The sequence below is a fragment of the Arenimonas aestuarii genome, assembly GCF_054781715.1.
On the sequence record NZ_BAAGTW010000004.1, the window covers coordinates 1032478 to 1052504 of the forward strand.

Below are 20027 nucleotides of genomic sequence, written 5' to 3' on the forward strand. Positions count from 1 at the left end.
CGACCATGAATCGCGACAGCCTGCGCCAGCTCGAGCACCACGACGCCTTCCTCGAACGCCACATCGGCCCCAACGACGCCGAGATCGCGCACATGCTGCGCACCATCGGCCACGACTCGCTTGAATCGCTGACCGACGCCATCGTGCCCGGCAGCATCAAGTCGGCCGCGCCGCTGGCGCTTCCCGAAGCGATTTCCGAGGTCGAGGCGATCGCCAAGATCCGCGCCGTCGCCAGCCGCAACCAGGTTTTCCGCAGCTTCATCGGCCAGGGTTATTACGGCACCCACACGCCGAACGTGATCCTGCGCAACATCCTGGAAAACCCCGCCTGGTACACCGCCTACACGCCCTACCAGGCCGAGATTTCCCAGGGCCGCATGGAAGCGCTGATCAACTTCCAGACCATGTGCGCCGACCTCACCGGCATGGAGATCGCCAACGCGTCCCTGCTCGACGAAGCCACCGCCGCCGCCGAGGCCATGACCCTGGCCAAGCGCTCGGGCAAGTCGAAGTCGAACGTGTTCGCCGTTTCCGCCGGCGTGCACCCGCAGACGCTGGAAGTCTTGCGCACCCGCGCCGAACCCTTGGGCATCGAACTGGCCGTCGCCGCCGACGCCGACCTGGCCGGCGTCGAAGCCTTCGGCGTGCTGCTGCAGTACCCCGACACCTACGGCCACGCCAACGACTACCGCGCCCTGGCCGACACCGTGCACGCGCGCGGCGGCCTGGTCTGCGTCGCCACCGACCTGCTCGCCCTGGCCCTGCTCACCCCGCCGGGTGAATGGGGCGCCGACATCGTCGTCGGCAATACCCAGCGCTTTGGCGTGCCCTTTGGCTTCGGCGGCCCGCACGCGGCCTTCATGGCCTGCCGGGACGCCTTCAAGCGCTCCATGCCGGGCCGCCTGATCGGCGTATCCATCGACGCCGAGGGCAAGGCCGCCTATCGCCTCACCCTGCAGACCCGCGAACAGCACATCCGCCGCGAGAAGGCCACGTCCAACATCTGCACCGCCCAGGTGCTGCTGGCGGTCATGGCCTCCATGTACGCCGTCTACCACGGCCCCGATGGCATCCGCCGCATCGCCACCCGCACCCATCGCCTGGCCGCCCTGCTGGCGACGGCGCTGCGCAAGGCCGACGTCGAGGTCGGGACGGGCTTCTTCGACACCCTGCACATCACCGGCGTCGATGCCGATGCCGTGCACGCCCGGGCCGCCGCCGCGCGCATCAACCTGCGCCGCATCGACGGTCGCAGCCTGGCGATCAGCCTGGATGAAACCAGCACCCGCGCCGACGTCCTGGCGCTGGCCAAGCTCTTCGGCGCCCGGATCGAGGACATCGACGAACTCGATGCCGGCACCGCCGATGCGCTGCCGGCGCCGCTGCGCCGCGAATCGGATTTCATGCAGCACCCGGTGTTCAACACCCACCACAGCGAACACGAGCTGCTGCGCTACATGCGTTCGCTGGCCGACAAGGACCTGGCCATGGATCGCACCATGATCCCGCTGGGCAGCTGCACCATGAAGCTCAACGGCACCGCCGAGATGATCCCGGTGACCTGGCCGGAGTTCGCCAACATCCATCCGCTGGCACCGGCCGACCAGACCGGCGGCTACCGCGAGCTGGTCGACACCCTCGAAGCGATGCTGGTCGAGTGCACCGGCTACGACGCCGTCAGCCTGCAGCCGAACTCGGGTGCCCAGGGCGAATACGCCGGCCTGCTGGCGATCCGCGCCTACCACCGTGCCAACGGCCAGCCCGAACGCGACATCTGCCTGATCCCCGAATCGGCGCACGGCACCAACCCGGCCTCGGCGCAGATGTGCGGCATGACCGTCGTGGTCACCAAGTGCGACGCCAACGGCAACGTCGATCTCGCCGACATCCGCCGCAACGCCGAGAAATATTCCAGCCGCCTGGCGGCGCTGATGATCACCTACCCGTCCACGCACGGCGTGTTCGAGGAAGACGTGGTCGAGATCTGCGAGGTCGTGCACCAGCACGGCGGCCAGGTGTACACCGACGGCGCCAACATGAATGCGCTGGTCGGCCTGGCCAAGCCCGGCAAGTGGGGCTCGGACGTCAGCCACCTGAACCTGCACAAGACCTTCTGCATCCCGCACGGCGGCGGCGGCCCGGGCGTCGGGCCCTGCGCGGTGAAGGCGCACCTGGCCCCCTTCCTGCCCAAGTCGCTCGGCGGCCGCGGCGACGTCGGCATGGTCAGCGCCGCGACCTACGGCAGCGCCTCGATCCTGCCGATCAGCTGGATGTACATCACGCTGATGGGCGCCGTCGGCCTGCGCAAGGCCACGCAGGTCGCGCTGCTCAACGCCAACTACATCGCCCGCCGCCTGGCACCGCACTACAAGACGCTCTACACCGGCCGGAACGGCCTGGTGGCACACGAGTGCATCCTGGACCTGCGCCCGCTCAAGGACAGCACCGGCATCAGCGCCGAGGACGTGGCCAAGCGCCTGATCGATTTCGGCTTCCATGCTCCGACGCTCAGCTTCCCGGTCGCCGGCACCCTGATGGTCGAGCCGACCGAAAGCGAATCGCTGCACGAACTCGACCGCTTCATCGACGCGATGATCCAGATCCGCGACGAAATCCGCGCCGTCGAGGAAGGCAAGCTCGACCGCGAAGACAACCCGCTGCGCAACGCCCCGCACACCGCCACCGCGGTGACGGCCAGCGAGTGGACTCACGCCTACCCGCGTGAACTGGCCGCCTTCCCGCTGGCCAGCCTGCGCCAGCAGAAGTACTGGCCGCCGGTGGCGCGCGTGGACAACGTCTACGGCGACAAGAACGTGATGTGCGCCTGCATCCCGGTCGACGCCTACAAGGAACCCGAAGACGCCTGAAGCACGACCGTGGTGGCCACGACCGTGGCCACCACCCACAGCACGTTCACGCGTCCGGAGGCCAGCAGGCAAATTCCCAGCAGCGCGACGGCGGCATCGCCGCCGCCGTGCACCCCTGCGGGCAACACGATGGCCAGGAAAGCCGCCGCCAGGAGCCCCACCACCGCGGCGTTGATGCCGGCGATGGCCGGCGGTGCCCATGACTGCCGGGCCAACCGCGACCACAGCGGCAACAACGCGGCCATCAGCAGCAGTCCCGGCAGGAAGATCGCCAGCAGGGCGACGGCGGCCCCGACCAGCGGCGCCTGCCCGGTCGGGACCATCGCCCCCACGTAGGCAGCCAACGAAAACATCGGTCCGGGCACGGCCTGCGCGGCGCCATAGCCGGCAAGGAATTCCTGGCGACCGATCCAGCCCGTGGCGACGGTGGACTGCTCGAGCAGCGGCAGCACGACATGGCCCCCGCCGAACACCAGTGCGCCGGCCTCGTAGAACGCGCCGGCGACGGCAGGCAAGGACGCCGGCCGCTCCGCGTACAGCAGGGCCAGCACCAGGCCGATGCCGAAAACGGCCAGCAACCACCAGGCCGCGCGTGGACTATGGCCCACGCGCAGTTCGTCCGCGGGCAGCCGCGGCGCGCTCCGGCAGAGCCAGGGCCCGATCAGGCCTCCGGCCACGATCACGGCCAGTTGCCGCCAGGCTGGGCCACCGGCAAGCATTACGGCCAGCGCCAGCCCCGCCAGCAACGCACGCGGAAGATCGGGCACCAGGCTGCGGATCATGCCTGCCAGTCCATGCGCCACCACGACCACCGCCACCAGCTTCAGGCCATGCAGAACCGCGAGCGCCGTGGGCCCTTCAAGCCGGGGCGCCAGCAGGGCCAGCCCGAACAGCAGCAGCGCCGACGGCAGCGTGAAACCGATGAAGGCCAGCAGGCCGCCGACCCAGCCACCGCGCAGCAGGCCCACTGCAAAGCCCAGCTGGCTGCTGGCCGGCCCCGGCAGCACCTGGGCGATGGCCAAGAGCTGCGCGAAGCCAGCCTCCGACAGCCAGGCCCGGCGCACGACGAACTCCTGGCGGAAATAGCCCAGGTGCGCGATCGGTCCACCAAATGAGGTCAGGCCCAGGCGCAGGAAGGTGGTGAATAGTCCGGAAGACATGCGCGGGAAGTCTAGCCGCCCCTGTCGCACCCTCGGGTACACGCCGCTGGTTTCATCTGCAGGGGCGCATGCCGTGGCCTTGGAACGGTCACATATTTTAATTATTCTGGAACAATGAAAACGCCAGATGCCCTCGCCGCCCTGTCCGCCCTGGCCCAGCCGCATCGGTTGGCGATCCATCGCTGGCTGGTGGAGCGCGCCCCGGAAGGTGCTTTCGCCGGTGAAATCGCCGAACACCTTCACCTGCCGGCCGCCACCCTCTCCTTCCACCTCAAGGCCTTGCAGCAGGCCGGCCTGATCGTGCCGGAACCGCAGGGGCGCTTCATCCGCTACCGCGCGAACCTCGACGCCGTGCAGGGCCTGGTCGCCTACCTCACCGAAAACTGCTGTGGCGGCGACGCCTCCCGCTGCGCCCCAACCCCCGGAAAAACCCGCCCATGACCCTCAAGATCGGCATCAACGGATTCGGCCGCATCGGCCGCCTGGCGCTGCGCGCCGCCTTCGGCTGGAAAGACGTGCAATTCGTGCAGGTCAACGACCCGGCCGGCGACGCCGCCACCCTTGCCCACCTGCTGAATTTCGATTCCGTGCACGGCCGCTGGGCGCGCGAGGCCACGGCCGACGGCGAGGCCATGCTGATCGACGGCCAGCGTTTCCCGGTCACCCGCAACAAGACCATCGCCGACACCGACTGGTCCGGCTGCGACGTGGTGATCGAAGCCAGCGGCAAGATGAAGACCACCGCCGCCCTGCAGGCCTACCTGGACCAGGGCGTGAAGCGCGTGGTCGTGACCGCGCCGGTGAAGGAAGCCGGCGTGCTGAACGTGGTGATGGGCGTCAACGACCATCTGTATGACCCGGCCGTGCATCGCATTGTCACCGCGGCCTCGTGCACAACCAACTGCCTGGCCCCCATCGTCAAGGTCATCCACGAGGGCCTGGGCATCCGCCACGGCAGCATCACCACCGTGCACGACCTCACCAATACCCAGTCCATCCTCGACCAGCCGCACAAGGACCTGCGCCGCGCCCGCGCCTGCGGCATGAGCCTGATCCCCACGACCACCGGTTCGGCCACCGCGATCACCGAAATATTCCCGGAGCTCAAGGGCCGCCTGAACGGCCACGCCGTGCGCGTGCCACTGGCGAACGCGTCGCTGACCGACGCCGTGTTCGAGGTGAAGCGCGAAACCACGGTCGACGAAGTGAATGCCCTGCTCAAGGCCGCCGCCGATGGCCCGCTCAAGGGCATCCTGGGTTTCGAGACGCGCCCGCTGGTGTCCATTGATTACCGCAGCGACCCCCGGAGCAGCATCGTCGATGGTCCTTTCACGATGGTCGTGGCCGGTACCCAGGTGAAGATCTTCGCCTGGTACGACAACGAATGGGGTTACGCCAACCGCACCGTCGAACTGGCGCGCAAGGTCGGCACCGGCGGATGAACCCGCTGACCCGCCAGTACCTGCTGGTGACGGCCAACTACTGGGCCTTCACCCTCACCGACGGCGCGCTGCGCATGTTGGTGGTGCTGCACTTCCACCAGCTGGGTTATTCGCCGCTGCAGGTGGCGATGCTGTTCGTGTTCTACGAAATCTTCGGCGTGGTCACCAATCTGCTCGGTGGCTGGCTGGGCGCGCACCTGGGCCTGAACCGCACGATGAACCTGGGCCTGGCGCTGCAGGTCGGCGCGCTGGCGATGCTGGCGGTGCCCGCCGCGATGCTGACCGTGCCCTGGGTCATGGCGGCCCAGGCCTTGAGCGGCATCGCCAAGGACCTCAACAAGATGAGCGCCAAGGGCAGCATCAAGCTGCTGGTGCCCGGCGACCAGCAGGCACGCCTGTACCGCTGGGTGGCGCTGCTCACCGGTTCCAAGAACGCGCTCAAGGGCGTCGGCTTTTTCCTGGGAGCGCTGCTGCTGGCCTGGCTGGGCTTCGCCGGTGCGGTGCTGGCCATGGCAACGGCGCTGGCGTTGGTGTGGGGGAGCAGCCTGCTGTTGCTTCAGGCCGACCTCGGGCGGGCCAAGGCCAAGCCGAAGTTCCGCGACCTGCTGTCCAAGAGCCGGGCCATCAACCGGCTCTCGGCCGCAAGGCTGTTCCTGTTCGGGGCCCGCGACGTCTGGTTCGTGGTCGCACTGCCGGTGTTCCTCGCCCAGGTCCTGGGCTGGCCGCATGCCCAGGTCGGCGGCTTCATGGCGCTGTGGATCATCGGCTACGGCGGCGTGCAGGCCCTGGCCCCGGCCATCACCGGCCTGCGCCGGGGCCCGGTTCCCGATGGCCGTGCCGCCTTCGGCTGGGCCCTGCCCCTGGCCGCCCTGGCCGCGGGCATGGCCGCCGCGCTGTGGGCCGGCTGGCCGGCCCAGGCGGTGCTGGTGACCGGTCTGCTGGCCTTCGGCGTGCTGTTCGCGCTGAACTCGGCCCTGCACAGCTACCTGATCGTCAGCTACGCACGCGAGGATGGCGTGTCCCTGGACGTCGGCTTCTATTACATGGCCAATGCCGGCGGCCGGCTGCTCGGGACGGTGCTGTCGGGCGCGGTGTACCAGGCTTGGGGGCTGGCAGCCTGCCTGGCCATCTCGACGGTCTTCGTGCTGGTGGCCGCCGGCGTGTCCCTGGGCCTCCCCCGGCACGGCGGCCCCGCATCGCCGCCGATTAACTAAACACTGCCTGAATGGAATCGGCTGCCCGCGCATCCTTTCACCTGCGGCTAGCCACTTCAGGGGTATGACGACCGCAATGCATCCAAGCCCGCCAAGCCCCGCCGCCGCAACGCCCTGGCAGGACGACCTGCAGGCCGCGCGTGCCGGCGACTGCCTGGCGCTGGAGCGGGTGCTGACGCGTTCGCGCCAGGACCTGCGCCGCTACGCCGAGCACCACTGCGTCGTCAACGACGTCGAAGACGCCGTGCAGGAGTCGCTGTTCACCGCGTCGCGCAAGCTGGCCGATCTGCGCCAACTCGAGTCGTTCACCTCCTGGCTGTTCCGCATCGTCAAGCGCGAGTGCAACCGCCTCAAACGCGGCTGGCGGAGCCTGCGCCAGGAAGAGCTCACCGAGGACATCGCCGGCCCCTGCGCGCACGCACCGGCCGGGCTGGCGCAGGACCTGGCGGCGGCGCTGGAGTCGCTGCCACCGCACTATCGCGAGATCATCCTGCTTCGCGACGTTCAGGGCCTGACCATCGGCGAACTGGCCGACACCCTGTCCCTGACCCGCGAAGCCACCAAGGCGCGCCTGCACCGGGCACGTGCACTGGCGCGCGAATACCTTCAGGATTAAACCGCGGGCACGCCCGCATCACTGCAAGCAACCCAAGAGGGAGCCACACCATGTCCAAGAAAACCCTGAAACCCGTCGTCCTCGCCGCCAGCGCCGCGCTGCTCGGTTCGATGGCCCTGTCCACCTCCGCCTTCGCCATGGATTCACTGGCCCAGGGTTACCTGCTCTCCGCCAGCGACCACAAGGGCGAAGAAGGCAAGTGTGGCGAGGGCAAGTGCGGTTCCGATATGGCCGGTGAAAAGGCCGAGGAAGGCAAGTGCGGCGAAGGCAAGTGCGGCTCCGACATGGCCGGTGAAAAGGCCGAGGAAGGCAAGTGCGGCGAAGGCAAGTGCGGCACCGACATGGCCGGTGGCAAGGCCGAGGAAGGCAAGTGCGGCGAAGGCAAGTGCGGCTCCGAAAAGGCCGATGAAAAGGCCGAAGGCGACAAGTGAGGCAGCGAGGCCTTATCGCTCCGTGATGTCCGCGAGCACGCTCCCTCGAACGGCAGCGGGCCTGGGCCTGCGGCGGACCCTTCTGGGCCCGCTGCAGGCCGCTTCGCCCGGTGATTTCGATTTCCTGGAATGTGCGCCGGACAACTGGATCGGCGTGGGCGGACGCTTCGGCGCCGCCCTGCGCGACCTGAGTTCGCGGCACCCCCTGGTCTGCCACGGCCTGTCGCTGTCGCTGGGGTCGACCGACCCCTTCGACGACACCTACCTGCGCAAGCTCCGGCATTTCCTCGACGAGCACCGGGTTCCGGTCTTCAGCGAACACCTGAGCTACTGCAGCGCCGACGGCCAGCTCTACGACCTGCTGCCGATCCCTTTCACGGAAGAAGCGGTCCGGCACGTGTCCGGACGCATACGCCAGGTGCAGGACGCCCTGGGTCGACGCATCGCGGTGGAAAACATTTCCTATTACGCCGCGCCCTACCAGGCCATGCCGGAGATCGACTTCATCAACGCGGTGCTGGCCGAAGCCGACTGCGACCTGCTGCTGGACGTGAACAACATCTACGTCAACGCCATCAACCACCGCTACGACGCCGGGGAATTCCTGGCGGCGCTGCCCGGCGAACGCATCGCCTATTTCCACATCGCCGGCCACTACGACGAGGCCGACGACCTGAAGGTCGACACCCACGGCGCGCCGGTGAAACCCGACGTGTTCGCACTGCTCGACGCGGCCTGCGCGCGCTTCGGCCCACGCCCCACCCTTCTCGAGCGCGACTTCAACATCCCGCCCTACGCCGACCTGGTGGCCGAACTGGGCCAGGTGCGCGCCGTGCTGGACCAGTACGCCGCTTCCGCGGAACGCCATGCCCGCGCCTGAGCGCTTGCGCGAACAGCAGGCGCGGCTGGCGGCGCACGTGCGCGACCCGGAGCAGCAGGCCCCGCCCCCAGGCATCGAGGACCGGCGCCTGAAGGTTTATCGGGAGCTGTTCTACAACAGCCTGCAGGGCCTGCTGGCCGCCAACTTCCCGGTGATCCGCCGCCTGCTCGACGACAGCCACTGGCACGCGCTGGTGCGCGATTTTTATCGCGACCACCGCTGCAGCACGCCGCTGTTCCCGGAACTGCCGCGGGAGTTCATCCAGTACCTGCAGGCGCGCGAGGCGCCGGACGCGGGCGACCCGCCCTGGCTGGTGGAACTGGCGCACTACGAATGGGTGGAGCTGGCGCTGGACCTCAGCGAAGCCAGCGACCAGCAGACACCGCACGACCCCGGCGGCGACCTTCTCGCCGGCGTGCCGGTGCCTTCGCCCCTGGCCTGGCCGCTTGCCTATGCCTGGCCGGTGCACCGGCTGGCGCCGGACTACCAGCCCACCGAGGCGCCGGAGGCACCCACCCTGCTGCTCGTGCGCCGCGGCGCCGACCAGCGCGTGCATTTCCACTCGCTGAGCCCGCTCACCTTCCGCCTGCTGCAGCGCCTGTCCGAACAGCCTGGCCTGACCGGGCGCGCCCAGCTCGAGGCCCTTGCCGCCGAAGCATCGGCGCCCGATCTCGACGCCTTCGTCGCCGATGGCCGCCGCATGTTCGACCAGCTGCGCCGCGACGGCGTCGTGCTGGGCACCCACACCAACCCGGAGACCCCCTGATGGCCCACGATTCGAGCACGCGCTGGCTGGCGCTGAGTGAACGCCTGGAAGGCACCGGCCGCTGGCTGGCGCCCCTGGGCCTGCGCCTGCTGCTGGCCTGGGAATTCTGGGAAGCGGGCGTGCAGAAGCTGCGGGGCGAAAACTGGTTCGCCGGCATCCAGGACAAGTTCCCGGCGCCGTTCAACCTCGCGCCCACGGACCTGAGCTGGACCCTCGCGACCTGGGCCGAACTGCTGGGTGCCGTGGCCTTGCTGCTGGGCCTGGGCACACGCTTTTTCGCGTTCGCGCTGCTGGTGCTGACCGCGGTGGCGACGGTGTCGGTGCACTGGCCGGCCGACTGGGGCAGCCTGTCCGAACTCTGGCGGGGTTATGCGATCACCGACAAGGGATTCGGCAACTTCAAGCTGCCGCTGCTGTTCATGGCCATGCTGCTGCCGCTGGTATTCCACGGCGCCGGCCGCTTCAGCCTCGACGCACTGCTGGCCGCGGGCACCGACACCACGCCGCGCCGCCCGGTCGCCGACCCCGCGGCCTGGGCGCTGGCGCTGGCGGTGGTGGCCATGCCGGCGCTGATGCTGGTGCCGGTGGCGGGCCTGGTCCTGGCGATCCTGTCGGTGCTGCTGCTGGCCGCCGGGAGGCTCTGGCCGGCCTGAGCCAGGGGTCGGCCCTGTTATCCTGCGCGGCATGGAAAACACCTCCCCGCCGCGCATGCCCGAGCGTTTCCGCGGCTTCCTCCCTGTCGTCGTCGACGTCGAAACCGGTGGTTTCGACTGCACCCGGCACGCCCTGCTGGAAATCGCCGCCATCCCCATCGAGCTCGACGACGCCGGCTACTACGTGCCCGGCGAAGTCGCCACCAGCCACGTCGAACCCTACGAAGGCAGCGAGATCGACCCCAAGTCGCTGGAGATAACCGGTATTCGGCTCGATAGCCTGCTCCGGGGCGCCCTGCCGGAACGCGAAGCGCTGGACCTCGTATTTGCCAAGGTGCGGGCGGCGGTGAAACGCAACGGCTGCCAGCGAGCCATCCTGGTCGGCCACAACGCCCATTTCGACCTCGGCTTCCTGAACGCCGCGGTGACGCGCGTCGGGCACAAGCGCAACCCCTTCCACCCCTTTTCGACCTTCGATACGGTTACGCTGGCGGGGATGGCCTATGGCCAGACCGTGCTCAGCCGGGCCGTGCAGGCCGCCGGCCTCGACTGGGACGGCGACCAGGCGCATTCGGCGGTGTACGACACCGAACGAACGGCGGCACTGTTCTGTGCGGTGCTCAATTCTTGGCGGCGGTTCTGCGTGAAGGAGTCAGGGCAATGATCCACGACAGCATCCTGGGTACCGTCGGCAACACGCCGATCGTGCGTATCAACCGGCTGGCGCCGGAGGGCGTGGCGATGTACGCCAAGCTCGAATACTTCAACCCCATGTCCTCGGTGAAGGACCGTCTGGCCATGGCGATCATCCTCGACGCCGAAGCCTCGGGCGCGCTGCAGCCGGGCCAGATGGTGGTCGAAGCCACGTCCGGCAATACCGGCATCGCCCTGGCGGCGGTGTGCGCGGCACGGGGCTACCCCTTCGTCGCCTTCATGGCGGAAACCTTTTCGGTTGAACGGCGCAAGCTGATGCGTGCGCTGGGCGCCAAGGTCATCCTGACGCCTGCGGCGGAACGCGGCAGCGGCATGGTGCGGTACGCGAAGGAATTTGCGGAAAAGCACGGTGCCTTCCTCGCCCGGCAGTTCGAAAACCCGGCCAACCCGGCCTGGCACCGCGCCACCACCGGCCCGGAAATCCTGCAGGATTTCGCCGGCAAGCGCCTGGACTGGTTCGTCACCGGCTACGGCACCGGCGGTACGCTCACCGGCGCCGGTGAAGTGCTGAAGCTGGCGCGTCCTGACATCAAGATCGCCGCCACCGAACCCGAAGGCGCGGCCCTGCTTTCGGGCAGCGACTGGCAGCCGCACAAGATCCAGGGCTGGACGCCGGATTTCATCCCGGACGTGCTCAACCGCGATATCTACGACCTGATCGTGCCGGTGAACGACGTGCTGGCGCGCGACACCGCGCGCGACCTGGCCACGCGCGAAGGCATCTTCTGCGGCATATCCGGCGGCGGCACCTTCGCCGCGGCCCTGGAGGTCGCCCGCACCCTGGACCCGGGCAGCGCGGTGCTGGCCATGATCCCGGACACCGGCGAACGTTACCTCAGCACCTTCCTGTTCGAGGGCATCAACGAAGGCAGCGACGACGAGTGGCTGGCCTCGCTGCCGGCAGGCTGATCGCCCGCCGGTGGCTCAGGGGTCCAGGTTCCAGGTGAAGGTGCCGGGCTCGGACTTGCTGGCGGCCACGAAGTTGCGCGCCTCCTGGTGCTCCCCGCAATAGTCCGAGCCGTCGGAATAGAAGTTGTAGGGCCCCGGGTACTCCACGCACAGCGAATGGCTGCCGGCCCAGCGGCGATTGCCGCCCACCACGTCGGCGTAGAAGTAGAAGTTGGAGTTGCCGGTTTCGACCAGGCTCTTGCATTCGCCGTCATTCACCCGGAACCAGCCGCGGTTGTAGAAGCGGCTTTGTTCGACGGGAAGGTAGGAAATGGCCACCAGGGCGTCCTTTCCGCTGCGATTGCAGACCCGCAGTTCGATGACCGCGGCTCCCGCGGACGTCGAACTGCCATCGTTGTCGCCCCGGCCGCCGCCAGCCTGGCCCGAAGCGACGGGCACGAGTGCAACACCAAGCGCAGCCAAGGCCGACCATCTGGTCTTGTTCATCAAGGATCCCCCCGGACGTCCCGACCGAAAGTAACAAGGCCCGGCGCCGGCGGAAAGTGACGCAGGTCTCAGTCCGGCTGGGACGAGCCGCCGGATCGCGCGCGCGAGAAGCGAGAACGCAGCCCCCGCCAAAGCCCGTAGAGGCTGATGACGATCCAGGCCAGCTGCATGATCGTGGCCGAGATGACGTCGCGGAAGTCCGGGCCCGCCGCAAAGATCGAGATCAGGATGAAGATGGCGCCGAACAGGTTGGCCAGCTGGTAGCCCAGCGAATCGCCTTTCAGCTTGCCGGCCTGCAGCAGAAAGAAGGCGCCCAACACGAAGGCCACGCCGGCCAGCCCCACGAAGTCATACCACTGCAGGCTCATTTCTGGACTCCCCGTTGGCGAACGACCTCGAACAGCGCCACACCGGTGGCGACCGAGACGTTCAGGCTTTCCATCTCACCCGGCATCGGGATGCGCACCAGGCCATCGCAGGTTTCGCGGGTAAGCCGGCGCATGCCTTCGCCTTCGCCGCCCATCACCAGGCCGACGTTGCCGGTGAAGTCGGTGGCGTGGATGCTGGCGGTGGCTTCGCCGTCGAGGCCGTAGAGCCAGACGCCCATTTCCTGCAGCGCCCGCATGGTACGGGCCAGGTTGGTGACGCTGACCACCGGGATGCGGTCGGCGGCGCCGGCCGAGGTCTTGCGGACGGTGGCGTTCACCGGCGCGGCCTTGTCCTTCGGAATCACGACCGCGGTCACGCCCGCGGCGGCGGCGCTGCGCAGGCAGGCACCCAGGTTGTGCGGGTCCTGCACGCCGTCGAGCACCAGCACGAGCGCCTTGCCGGCGGCGGCTTCGACCAGGCCGGGAAGCTCCTTCTCGTCGGTGGATTTGGCCGCCTCATAGCGGGCCACCGCGCCCTGGTGGCGCAGGCCACCGGCGATGCCTTCGAGCGACTGCAGCGGCACCCGGCGCACCGAGACGTCGCGGCGGCGGGCGGTCTCCTCGATCTCGGTGATACGTGGGTTCTTGCTGCCGGCCTCGAGCAGCACCTCGCGCACGTGCTCGAGGTCGTGTTCCAGCGCCGAGGCCACGGCATTGATGCCGGCGACCCAGTTGTCTTTCCTGGTGCTCATGCTCGTGCTTCCTTCGCCGGGCTCAGTGCGAGCCGGCCTTCTTCTTTTTCTTCGGCGCGCCTTCCGGCACCACCAGCCTGAAATCGATGCGCTTGTCCTCGACGCTTGCCTTGAGCACCAGCACCCGCACCGGGTCGCCCAGGCGGAAGCGCAGGCCGGTGCGTTCACCGGACAGGCTGCGGCGCAGCGGATCGAAGTGGAAATAGTCGTGGGGCAGCTGGGTCACGTGCACCAGGCCGTTGACCTTGGAGCCGGCCAGTTCGACGAACAGGCCGAAATTCGTGACACCGCTGACCACGCCGTCGAACTCGTCGCCGACGTGCTTTTCCATCCAGGCGCTGCGGTAGCGTTCGTCCACCTCGCGCTCGACTTCGTCGGCGCGGCGTTCACGTTCGGAGCAGTGCACCGACAGCGACGCCATCTCCTTGGCCGAATAGTGGAAGCCGTCGGGGCCACCGCTCTCGAGCAGGTGCTTGATGGCCCGGTGCAGCAGCAGGTCCGGGTAGCGGCGGATCGGCGAAGTGAAGTGCGAGTAGGCATCCAGCGCCAGCCCGAAGTGGCCCAGGTTCTCGGTCTGGTAGACCGCCATGGACTGCGAACGCAGCAGCACGGTTTCCAGCAGGGCGGCGTCGGGGCGTACGCGGATCTTGCGCAGCAGCTGGGTGAAATCACGCGGCTGCACCTTGCTCCAGGGCGGCAGGCTCAGGCCGAACTCGGACAGGTACTCCAGCAGGTCGGCGTACTTGGCCTCCGGCGGCCGCGGGTGCACGCGGAACGGCGCCGGCACCTGCTTGGCGGTGACGAAACGGCCGGCCTCGACGTTGGCCGCGATCATGCATTCCTCGATCAGCTTGTGCGCATCGTTGCGCTCGAGCATGCCGGCCTGGATGACCTCGCCATGCTCGTCGAGCACGAAGCGCACTTCCGTGGATTCAAATTCGATGGCGCCGCGACGCGAGCGCGCCTTGGCCAACACCTTGTACAGCTGGTGAAGGCGCTGGAGCTGGGGCATCAGCGAACCGACCTGGGCGATGGCCTCCTTGCCCGCGTCGGTGTCGCCCTCGCCCACGGCCTTCCAGACCTGGGTGTAGGTCAGGCGCGCATGCGAGCGCATGATGGCCTCGTAGAACCTCGAGCGCACGACGTTGCCGTCGAAGTCCACCTGCATCTCGCAGGCGAAACACAGGCGTTCGACCTTGGGCATCAACGAGCAGATGCCGTTCGACAGGGTCTCGGGCAACATCGGCACCACGAAGCCGGGGAAATACACCGACGTGGCGCGTTTCACCGCTTCATCGTCGAGCGCGGTGCCCGGGCGCACGTAGTGGGAAACATCGGCGATGGCGACGATCAGGCGGAAACCTTCGGCATTGGGCTCGCACCAGACGGCGTCATCAAAATCCTTGGCGTCCTCGCCGTCGATGGTGACCAGCGGCAGCTTGCGCAGGTCGACCCGCTGGCGCGCTTCGGCGGCCGGTACGTCCAGCGGCACTTCGGCGGCCTCGGCCAGCGCCTCGCGCGGGAACTCATGCGGCAGGTCGTGGCCGTGGATGGCGGCCTGGACCACCAGCGACGGGGTCAGGCGGTCGCCCAGCACCAGCAGGATGCGACCCACCGGCGGCCGGCCCTTCTCGGGCGGCTGGGTGATTTCAACGACCACGAGCTGGCCTTCGCGGGCGCCATTGTTGTCCTCCGGCGGGATCAGTACTTCGGTCAGCACGCGACGGTCGTCGGGAACGACCATGCCGATGCGCGCACGTTCGCTGTAGCGGCCGGTCAGGCGGGTCAGGCGATGCTCGAGTACTTCGACGATGGCGCCTTCGCGGCGACCACGGCGATCGACGCCCGTGATGCTGGCCAGCACGCGGTCGCCGTGCAGCGCCTTGCGCAGTTCACCCGGCGGCAGGAACAGGTCTTCGCCGCCGTCGTCGCACTTGAGGAAGCCGAAGCCGTCGGGGTTGGCGATGACCGTGCCGGCGACCAGGTCGAGCTTCTGGGCCACGGCATAACCGCCGCGGCGATTGCGCAGCAGCTGGCCGTCGCGAACCATGGCCGCCAGCCGGCGCGAAAGGGCATCGAAACGGTCCTCGGCCAGCAGGTCCAGGGCCTCGCCGACTTCCTCGGCGGTCAGCGGGCCGGAGCTTTCCTGCAGCAGGTTCGCGATGGCCTCGCGGCTGGCGATCGGATTTTCGTAGCGGGCGGCTTCGCGCGCCGCCATCGGGTCCTTTACGCCCGGTGCGCCGGCGCCGGCGGGTTTGCCCGGCCGGCCCGAGGGCGCCCGGCGGGGCTTGCCGGCCCGCGGCGGCTTTGCGGCCGCGGCGGCGGCGTCGGGACGGGGTTTGCGGCTGCGTTTCGCGGGTTCGGGCTTGCCTTTGGCAGGCGCCTGTTCGCGCATCGAGTCGGGCATCCAGGGCGGGAGCGTGGCGCCCGGTGTCTTTTTCTTGCTCTTTGGGGCTTTTGTCATTCGGCCATGGTACACCGGGGCCCCTGACTGCCGGCGTCACGGCCCTTGTTGCCTGGCCCGGAACCGTTGACAAAGACCGGACCTGGCCTTAAATTACGCGGCTCTTGTCGCCCTGCGGCAAGACTTGCCCAGGTGGCGGAATTGGTAGACGCACTAGTTTCAGGTACTAGCGGGTAAAACCGTGGAGGTTCGAGTCCTCTCCTGGGCACCAACATCAAGAAACCCCGCTCCGGCGGGGTTTTTTATTGCCCGGCCGGGTCCGGGTGGACTTGCCCCGACGTGGCTCGTAAGGTCGGGGCATGGCGACCCGGCCCTTCATCAGAGGCAGCCTGGTAGCCCTGGGCCTGTTGTTGGGCTTTGGGTCCGGCCCCGTGTGGGCAACCCCGGCGAATGACGACCCCAGCCTCGACCTCGGTGGCGCCGTGCGCTTCAACGTCGGCTGGCGGGACTACGGCGACCCGGCCGGCAACGGCGACATCGACCTGGAACTGCTGCGCGTGGACGCCAAGGGTTCGCGGGGGCCCCTGTTCTTTTCCCTGCAGTACCGCTGGTACGACGGCTTCGACGCCGTGCACCACGCCTGGGCGGGCTGGCGACTGGACGCCGACCGCGACCTGAAGCTGGGCATCCAGCAGGTGCCCTTCGGCCTGCTGCCCTATGCCTCGCACAGCTTCTGGTTCGGATCGGGCTATTACCTGGGGCTGGAGGACGATTACGACATCGGCCTGGTCTACCGCCACGCCGAGGGCGGGCACAACTTCCATGCGGGCCTTTTCCTGGCTGACGAGTACGGCGACGCAGCGCGCTTCGACCGCTATTCCTTCGACCTGGCCGACGACGGCAGCCTGCGCTACCGCGAGCGCGAGCGGATCAACCTGCGCTGGGCCAGGCAGTTCGAAGGCGCGGCCGCGACCACCGAATTCGGCGCGTCGGCCTTCACCGGTCGCGTCCAGGACCAGGCCAGCGGGCGTCGGCACGGCCACCACGGCGCCGCGCTGCACCTGCAGCACCAGCGCGGCGCCTGGACCTGGCAGGCGCAGTGGGCCTGGTACCGCTACGACGTTCCCGGTGCGCGGGTCGCGCTCTCGGCCTTCCTGTTTCCCTTCGAGATCGCCACCGAAGCCCATGTCCTGAGCGCGAACGTCGCCTGGTCGCTGCCGCGCAGCGGATGGTTCGACGGCATCACCTGCTACAACAACCTCAGCAGCACCCAGGGCGTGGGCGCCGCCGCCGGCGACTCCTGGCAGAACGTCGCCGGCTGCAGTTTTGCAAAGGGCAAGTCCTTCACGTACGTGGACCTGATCACCGGTCGCAACATGTGGTTCATCGGCGGCCCCGGCATCGGGCTCGCGCCCGGCGACGAGTCCTGGCGTACCCGCCTGAACATCAACATCGGCTTCTATTTCTGAGCCGCCGCGCCACCCACCCAGGAGACGCCCGAATGCAGAAGGAAACGACGGACCCGGTATCGCGCAGGCGCATCGTCATGAACCCGCCGGTGTTCATCACCTCCGGCGTGCTCGTGGTGCTGTTCGTCGCCCTGGCTGCGATCTGGCCCGAGGCCGCGGAGAAGCAGTTCGCCGCCATCCAGGCCTGGGTCATCACCCAGGCCGGCTGGTTCTACGTGCTGGCGGTGGCGGGTTTCCTGGTCTTCGTCGTGGGCGTGGCGATGTCGGGCTATGGCCGCATCCGGCTCGGGCCGGACCACAGCCGGCCCGACTACAGCTACCGGTCCTGGTTCGCGATGCTCTTCTCGGCCGGCATGGGCATCGGCCTGATGTTCTTCGGCGTCGCCGAACCGGTGATGCATTTCAGCAATCCGCCGGTGGGCGATCCGTCCACCGCCGAGGCCGCCCGTCAGGCGATGCGCATCACCCTGTTCCACTGGGGCGTGCATGCCTGGGCCATCTACGCGGTGGTGGGGCTGTCGCTGGCCTATTTCGCCTTCCGCCACGGCCTGCCACTGACGATCCGCTCGGCGCTTTATCCACTGATAGGCGAGCGCATCTACGGCATCGCCGGTCATACCGTCGACACCTTCGCCGTGTTCGGCACCATCTTCGGCGTGGCGACGTCGCTCGGCTTCGGCGTCATGCAGGTCAATGCCGGCCTCAACCACCTGTTTGGCGTGCCCGTGGGAATCGGCGTGCAGATGATCCTGATCGCCGTGATCACCGGCCTGGCCACGATCTCGGTGTGGCTGGGGCTGGACGGCGGCATCCGCCGGGTGTCGGAGCTGAACATGGCGCTGGCCGTGATCCTGCTGGTGTTCGTGCTGGTCGCCGGGCCGACGGTGTTCCTGCTGCAGACGCTGGTGCAGAACACCGGCATGTACATCTCCAACCTGTTCTCGATGACCTTCAACCTCTATGCCTACGAGCCCAGCGGCTGGATCGGTGGCTGGACGTTGTTCTACTGGGGCTGGTGGATCGCCTGGTCCCCCTTCGTGGGCATGTTCATCGCCCGGGTCTCGCGCGGACGCACCATCCGCGAGTTCGTGGTTGGCGTGCTGCTGGTGCCGCTGGGCTTCACCTTCATGTGGATGACGTTCTTCGGAGACACCGCCATCCACATGATCATGATGCAGGGCCTCACCAGCCTGGCCGACGCGGTGGCGGCCGACACCACGGTGGCGCTGTTCGAATTCTTCAGCCACCTGCCGCTGTCGTCGATCACCTCATTGCTGGCGACGCTGCTGGTGGTCACCTTCTTCGTGACTTCCTCGGACTCCGGGGCGCTGGTGGTGGACATGCTGACCACCGGCGGCAACGAGGAATCACCCACCTGGCAGCGCATCTTCTGGTCGGTGCTGATGGGCGTGGTGGCCGCAGTGCTGCTGCTGGCCGGCGGCCTGAGCGCGCTGCAGACCGCGTCCATCGCCAGCGCCCTGCCCTTCACCCTGGTGATGGTCCTGGTCTGCTGGGGCCTGCTGCGCGCCCTGCGCACCGACGCCGCCAAGCGCAGCAGCGTGAAGTTCGCGCGCACCACCCAGGGAGGCGGCGATGGCCTCGGCTGGCAGCAGCGCATCCGCACGCTCGTGCACCAGCCGAGCCGGGATGAGGTCGGGCTGTTCCTGGACCAGGTGGCGCGCCCGGCCCTGCGCGAGGTCGCGGACGAACTGCGCGGACGCGGCGTCGAGGCCGAGGTGCTGGACGGCGCCGACGGCCGGCTCACGCTAAAGGTGAGCCACGGCCAGGAACTGGACTTCCACTACGTGGTGCGGCCCCGTCCCTACGAACCACCGAGCTTCGTGCTTGGTGACACCCGGGCAAGACGGGCCGCGACCCTGCGCTATTACCGCGCCGAAGTACACCTGAGCGAAGGCGGCCAGGACTACGACGTGATGGGCTGGTCAAGCGGCGCGTTGATCAACGACGTGCTTGACCAGTACGAACGCCACCTGCACTTCCTGAGCGGCCAGCGCGCCTAGTCAGTCGTCCTGCGCCGCCGCTTCCCTGCCCTGCTGCCGGATCACGGCTTCCTGGCGAGCGTCCTCGATCGACATCAGCACGGCGTCAATGTCGGCATCGTGCTCACTGAAGGTGAACGCCCCGGTGAGTTCGGTCTCCGGGCCCAGTTCGCCCTTTTCGAACAGCGCCCACATCTCTTCGCCATAGTGCAGGTCCACGAGATCTGGGGCGAACCGGGCCAGGGCGGTGCGCAGGCGGTTCACGTCGCGCAGCAGCATGGTCCGCGCATTGTTGTTGCCGGCGGCGCTGACCGCCTGGGGCAGGTCGATGATGACCGGGCCCTGGGGATCCACCAGCACGTTGTATTCGGACAGGTCGCCATGGATGACGCCGACGCAGAGCATGCGCACGACCTGGCGTACCAGGAACCGGAAGAATTCGCGTGCCTGCCCGGCATCGAGCTGGACTTCTCCCAGGCGCGGGGCACTATGGCCCTCGCTGTCGGCGATCAGCTCCATCATCAGCACGCCGTTGAAATAGCCCAGGGGCCGTGGCACGCGCACGTTCGCCGCCGACAGCTGGTAGAGCGCATCCACTTCGGTGTTCTTCCAGGCGGACTCCAGTTCCTTCCTGCCGAACTTGCTGCCCTTCTCCATGGCACGCGCCTGGCGGCTGCCACGGACCTTGCGGCCTTCCTGGTATTGCGAGCGTGCCTGGAAGCTGCGCTGCCCCAGATCCTTGTAGACCTTTGCGCACAGGATCTCGTCGCCCCTACGGACGACGAAAACAGAGGCCTCCTTGCCACTCTTGAGCTGGCGCAGCACGGCGTGAACCACGCCGTCGTCAACCAGGGCTTGCAGCCCGGCGGGAGTCTTCATTGGACAGTTCCGCCGGT

General features: G+C 68.2%; 19 protein-coding genes and 1 tRNA gene. 14 read left to right on the forward strand and 6 right to left on the reverse strand.

Annotated features, from left to right (window positions below):
• The first annotated feature begins 5 nt into the window (after positions 1-5).
• The gene (gene gcvP, locus ACYVJH_RS05840; RefSeq protein ID WP_460453675.1) at positions 6-2867 is read left to right on the forward strand and encodes an aminomethyl-transferring glycine dehydrogenase; all 2862 of its coding nucleotides are present in this window, start codon (positions 6-8) and stop codon (positions 2865-2867) included.
• Here the strand turns inward: gcvP and chrA are convergent.
• Positions 2843-4027, reverse strand: a complete 1185-nt coding sequence (chrA, locus tag ACYVJH_RS05845; protein ID WP_460453676.1) for a chromate efflux transporter — start codon at positions 4025-4027, stop codon at positions 2843-2845. The two genes, gcvP and chrA, sit on opposite strands and share 25 nt — an antisense overlap.
• 114 nt (positions 4028-4141) lie before the next feature.
• Between chrA and ACYVJH_RS05850 the strand changes: the two genes are divergently transcribed.
• The 10 genes from ACYVJH_RS05850 to cysK all read left to right on the forward strand — a co-directional run bounded on the left by ACYVJH_RS05850 (position 4142) and on the right by cysK (position 11652).
• Complete coding sequence (locus ACYVJH_RS05850; RefSeq protein WP_460453677.1) at positions 4142-4468, forward strand: ArsR/SmtB family transcription factor; 327 nt, start codon at positions 4142-4144, stop codon at positions 4466-4468.
• Positions 4465-5469 carry an ArsJ-associated glyceraldehyde-3-phosphate dehydrogenase gene (locus ACYVJH_RS05855; RefSeq protein ID WP_460453678.1) on the forward strand — a complete coding sequence of 335 codons (1005 nt, stop codon included), beginning with the start codon at positions 4465-4467 and terminating at the stop codon, positions 5467-5469. Before ACYVJH_RS05850 ends, ACYVJH_RS05855 begins: the two co-directional genes overlap by 4 nt.
• The gene (gene arsJ, locus ACYVJH_RS05860) at positions 5466-6683 is read left to right on the forward strand and encodes an organoarsenical effux MFS transporter ArsJ (protein WP_460453679.1); all 1218 of its coding nucleotides are present in this window, start codon (positions 5466-5468) and stop codon (positions 6681-6683) included. Before ACYVJH_RS05855 ends, arsJ begins: the two co-directional genes overlap by 4 nt.
• A gap of 76 nt (positions 6684-6759) precedes the next feature.
• Positions 6760-7299, forward strand: coding sequence for an RNA polymerase sigma factor (locus ACYVJH_RS05865; protein WP_460453680.1), 540 nt, complete (start codon positions 6760-6762; stop codon positions 7297-7299).
• A 50-nt stretch (positions 7300-7349) separates the two neighbouring features.
• Complete coding sequence (locus ACYVJH_RS05870; RefSeq protein WP_460453681.1) at positions 7350-7730, forward strand: HvfA family oxazolone/thioamide-modified RiPP metallophore; 381 nt, start codon at positions 7350-7352, stop codon at positions 7728-7730.
• A 25-nt stretch (positions 7731-7755) separates the two neighbouring features.
• Positions 7756-8610, forward strand: a complete 855-nt coding sequence (locus ACYVJH_RS05875) for an HvfB family MNIO-type RiPP peptide maturase (protein ID WP_460453682.1) — start codon at positions 7756-7758, stop codon at positions 8608-8610.
• Complete coding sequence (locus ACYVJH_RS05880; protein ID WP_460453683.1) at positions 8597-9376, forward strand: HvfC family RiPP maturation protein; 780 nt, start codon at positions 8597-8599, stop codon at positions 9374-9376. Before ACYVJH_RS05875 ends, ACYVJH_RS05880 begins: the two co-directional genes overlap by 14 nt.
• A complete protein-coding gene (locus tag ACYVJH_RS05885) occupies positions 9376-10029 on the forward strand; it encodes an HvfX family Cu-binding RiPP maturation protein (RefSeq protein WP_460453684.1) in 654 nt (217 codons plus the stop codon). Before ACYVJH_RS05880 ends, ACYVJH_RS05885 begins: the two co-directional genes overlap by 1 nt.
• 31 nt (positions 10030-10060) lie before the next feature.
• Positions 10061-10693: a ribonuclease T gene (rnt, locus tag ACYVJH_RS05890; protein ID WP_460453685.1), complete on the forward strand. Its 633-nt coding sequence runs from the start codon at positions 10061-10063 to the stop codon at positions 10691-10693.
• Positions 10690-11652: a cysteine synthase A gene (cysK, locus tag ACYVJH_RS05895; protein WP_460453686.1), complete on the forward strand. Its 963-nt coding sequence runs from the start codon at positions 10690-10692 to the stop codon at positions 11650-11652. The genes rnt and cysK overlap by 4 nt, the downstream gene beginning before the upstream one ends.
• Positions 11653-11667: 15 nt before the next feature.
• Here the strand turns inward: cysK and ACYVJH_RS05900 are convergent, their stop codons facing one another.
• The 4 genes from ACYVJH_RS05900 to rnr all read right to left on the reverse strand — a co-directional run bounded on the left by ACYVJH_RS05900 (position 11668) and on the right by rnr (position 15722).
• On the reverse strand, positions 11668-12138 hold the full coding sequence (locus tag ACYVJH_RS05900) for a DUF1036 domain-containing protein (RefSeq protein ID WP_460453687.1): 471 nt from the start codon (positions 12136-12138) through the stop codon (positions 11668-11670).
• 68 nt (positions 12139-12206) lie between these two features.
• A complete protein-coding gene (locus ACYVJH_RS05905; RefSeq protein WP_460453688.1) occupies positions 12207-12506 on the reverse strand; it encodes a CBU_0592 family membrane protein in 300 nt (99 codons plus the stop codon).
• Positions 12503-13258 (reverse strand): 23S rRNA (guanosine(2251)-2'-O)-methyltransferase RlmB, encoded by a 756-nt coding sequence (gene rlmB / locus ACYVJH_RS05910; protein WP_460453689.1) that lies wholly within the window; start codon positions 13256-13258, stop codon positions 12503-12505. The genes ACYVJH_RS05905 and rlmB overlap by 4 nt, the downstream gene beginning before the upstream one ends.
• A gap of 22 nt (positions 13259-13280) precedes the next feature.
• A complete protein-coding gene (rnr, locus tag ACYVJH_RS05915; protein ID WP_460453690.1) occupies positions 13281-15722 on the reverse strand; it encodes a ribonuclease R in 2442 nt (813 codons plus the stop codon).
• A gap of 126 nt (positions 15723-15848) precedes the next feature.
• On the opposite strand from rnr, the gene ACYVJH_RS05920 reads away from it, so the two are divergent.
• From ACYVJH_RS05920 to ACYVJH_RS05930, 3 genes are all read left to right on the forward strand, one after another.
• Positions 15849-15933: transfer RNA gene (locus tag ACYVJH_RS05920), tRNA-Leu, on the forward strand.
• A gap of 88 nt (positions 15934-16021) precedes the next feature.
• Entirely contained in the window at positions 16022-17131 is a 1110-nt protein-coding gene (locus tag ACYVJH_RS05925) for a hypothetical protein (protein ID WP_460453691.1), read from the forward strand.
• A 32-nt stretch (positions 17132-17163) separates the two neighbouring features.
• On the forward strand, positions 17164-19152 hold the full coding sequence (locus tag ACYVJH_RS05930; RefSeq protein WP_460453692.1) for a BCCT family transporter: 1989 nt from the start codon (positions 17164-17166) through the stop codon (positions 19150-19152).
• On the opposite strand, the gene ACYVJH_RS05935 is transcribed toward ACYVJH_RS05930, so the two are convergent.
• Positions 19153-20010, reverse strand: coding sequence for a PA4780 family RIO1-like protein kinase (locus ACYVJH_RS05935; RefSeq protein WP_460453693.1), 858 nt, complete (start codon positions 20008-20010; stop codon positions 19153-19155).
• Between the last annotated feature and the right edge of the window lie 17 nt (positions 20011-20027).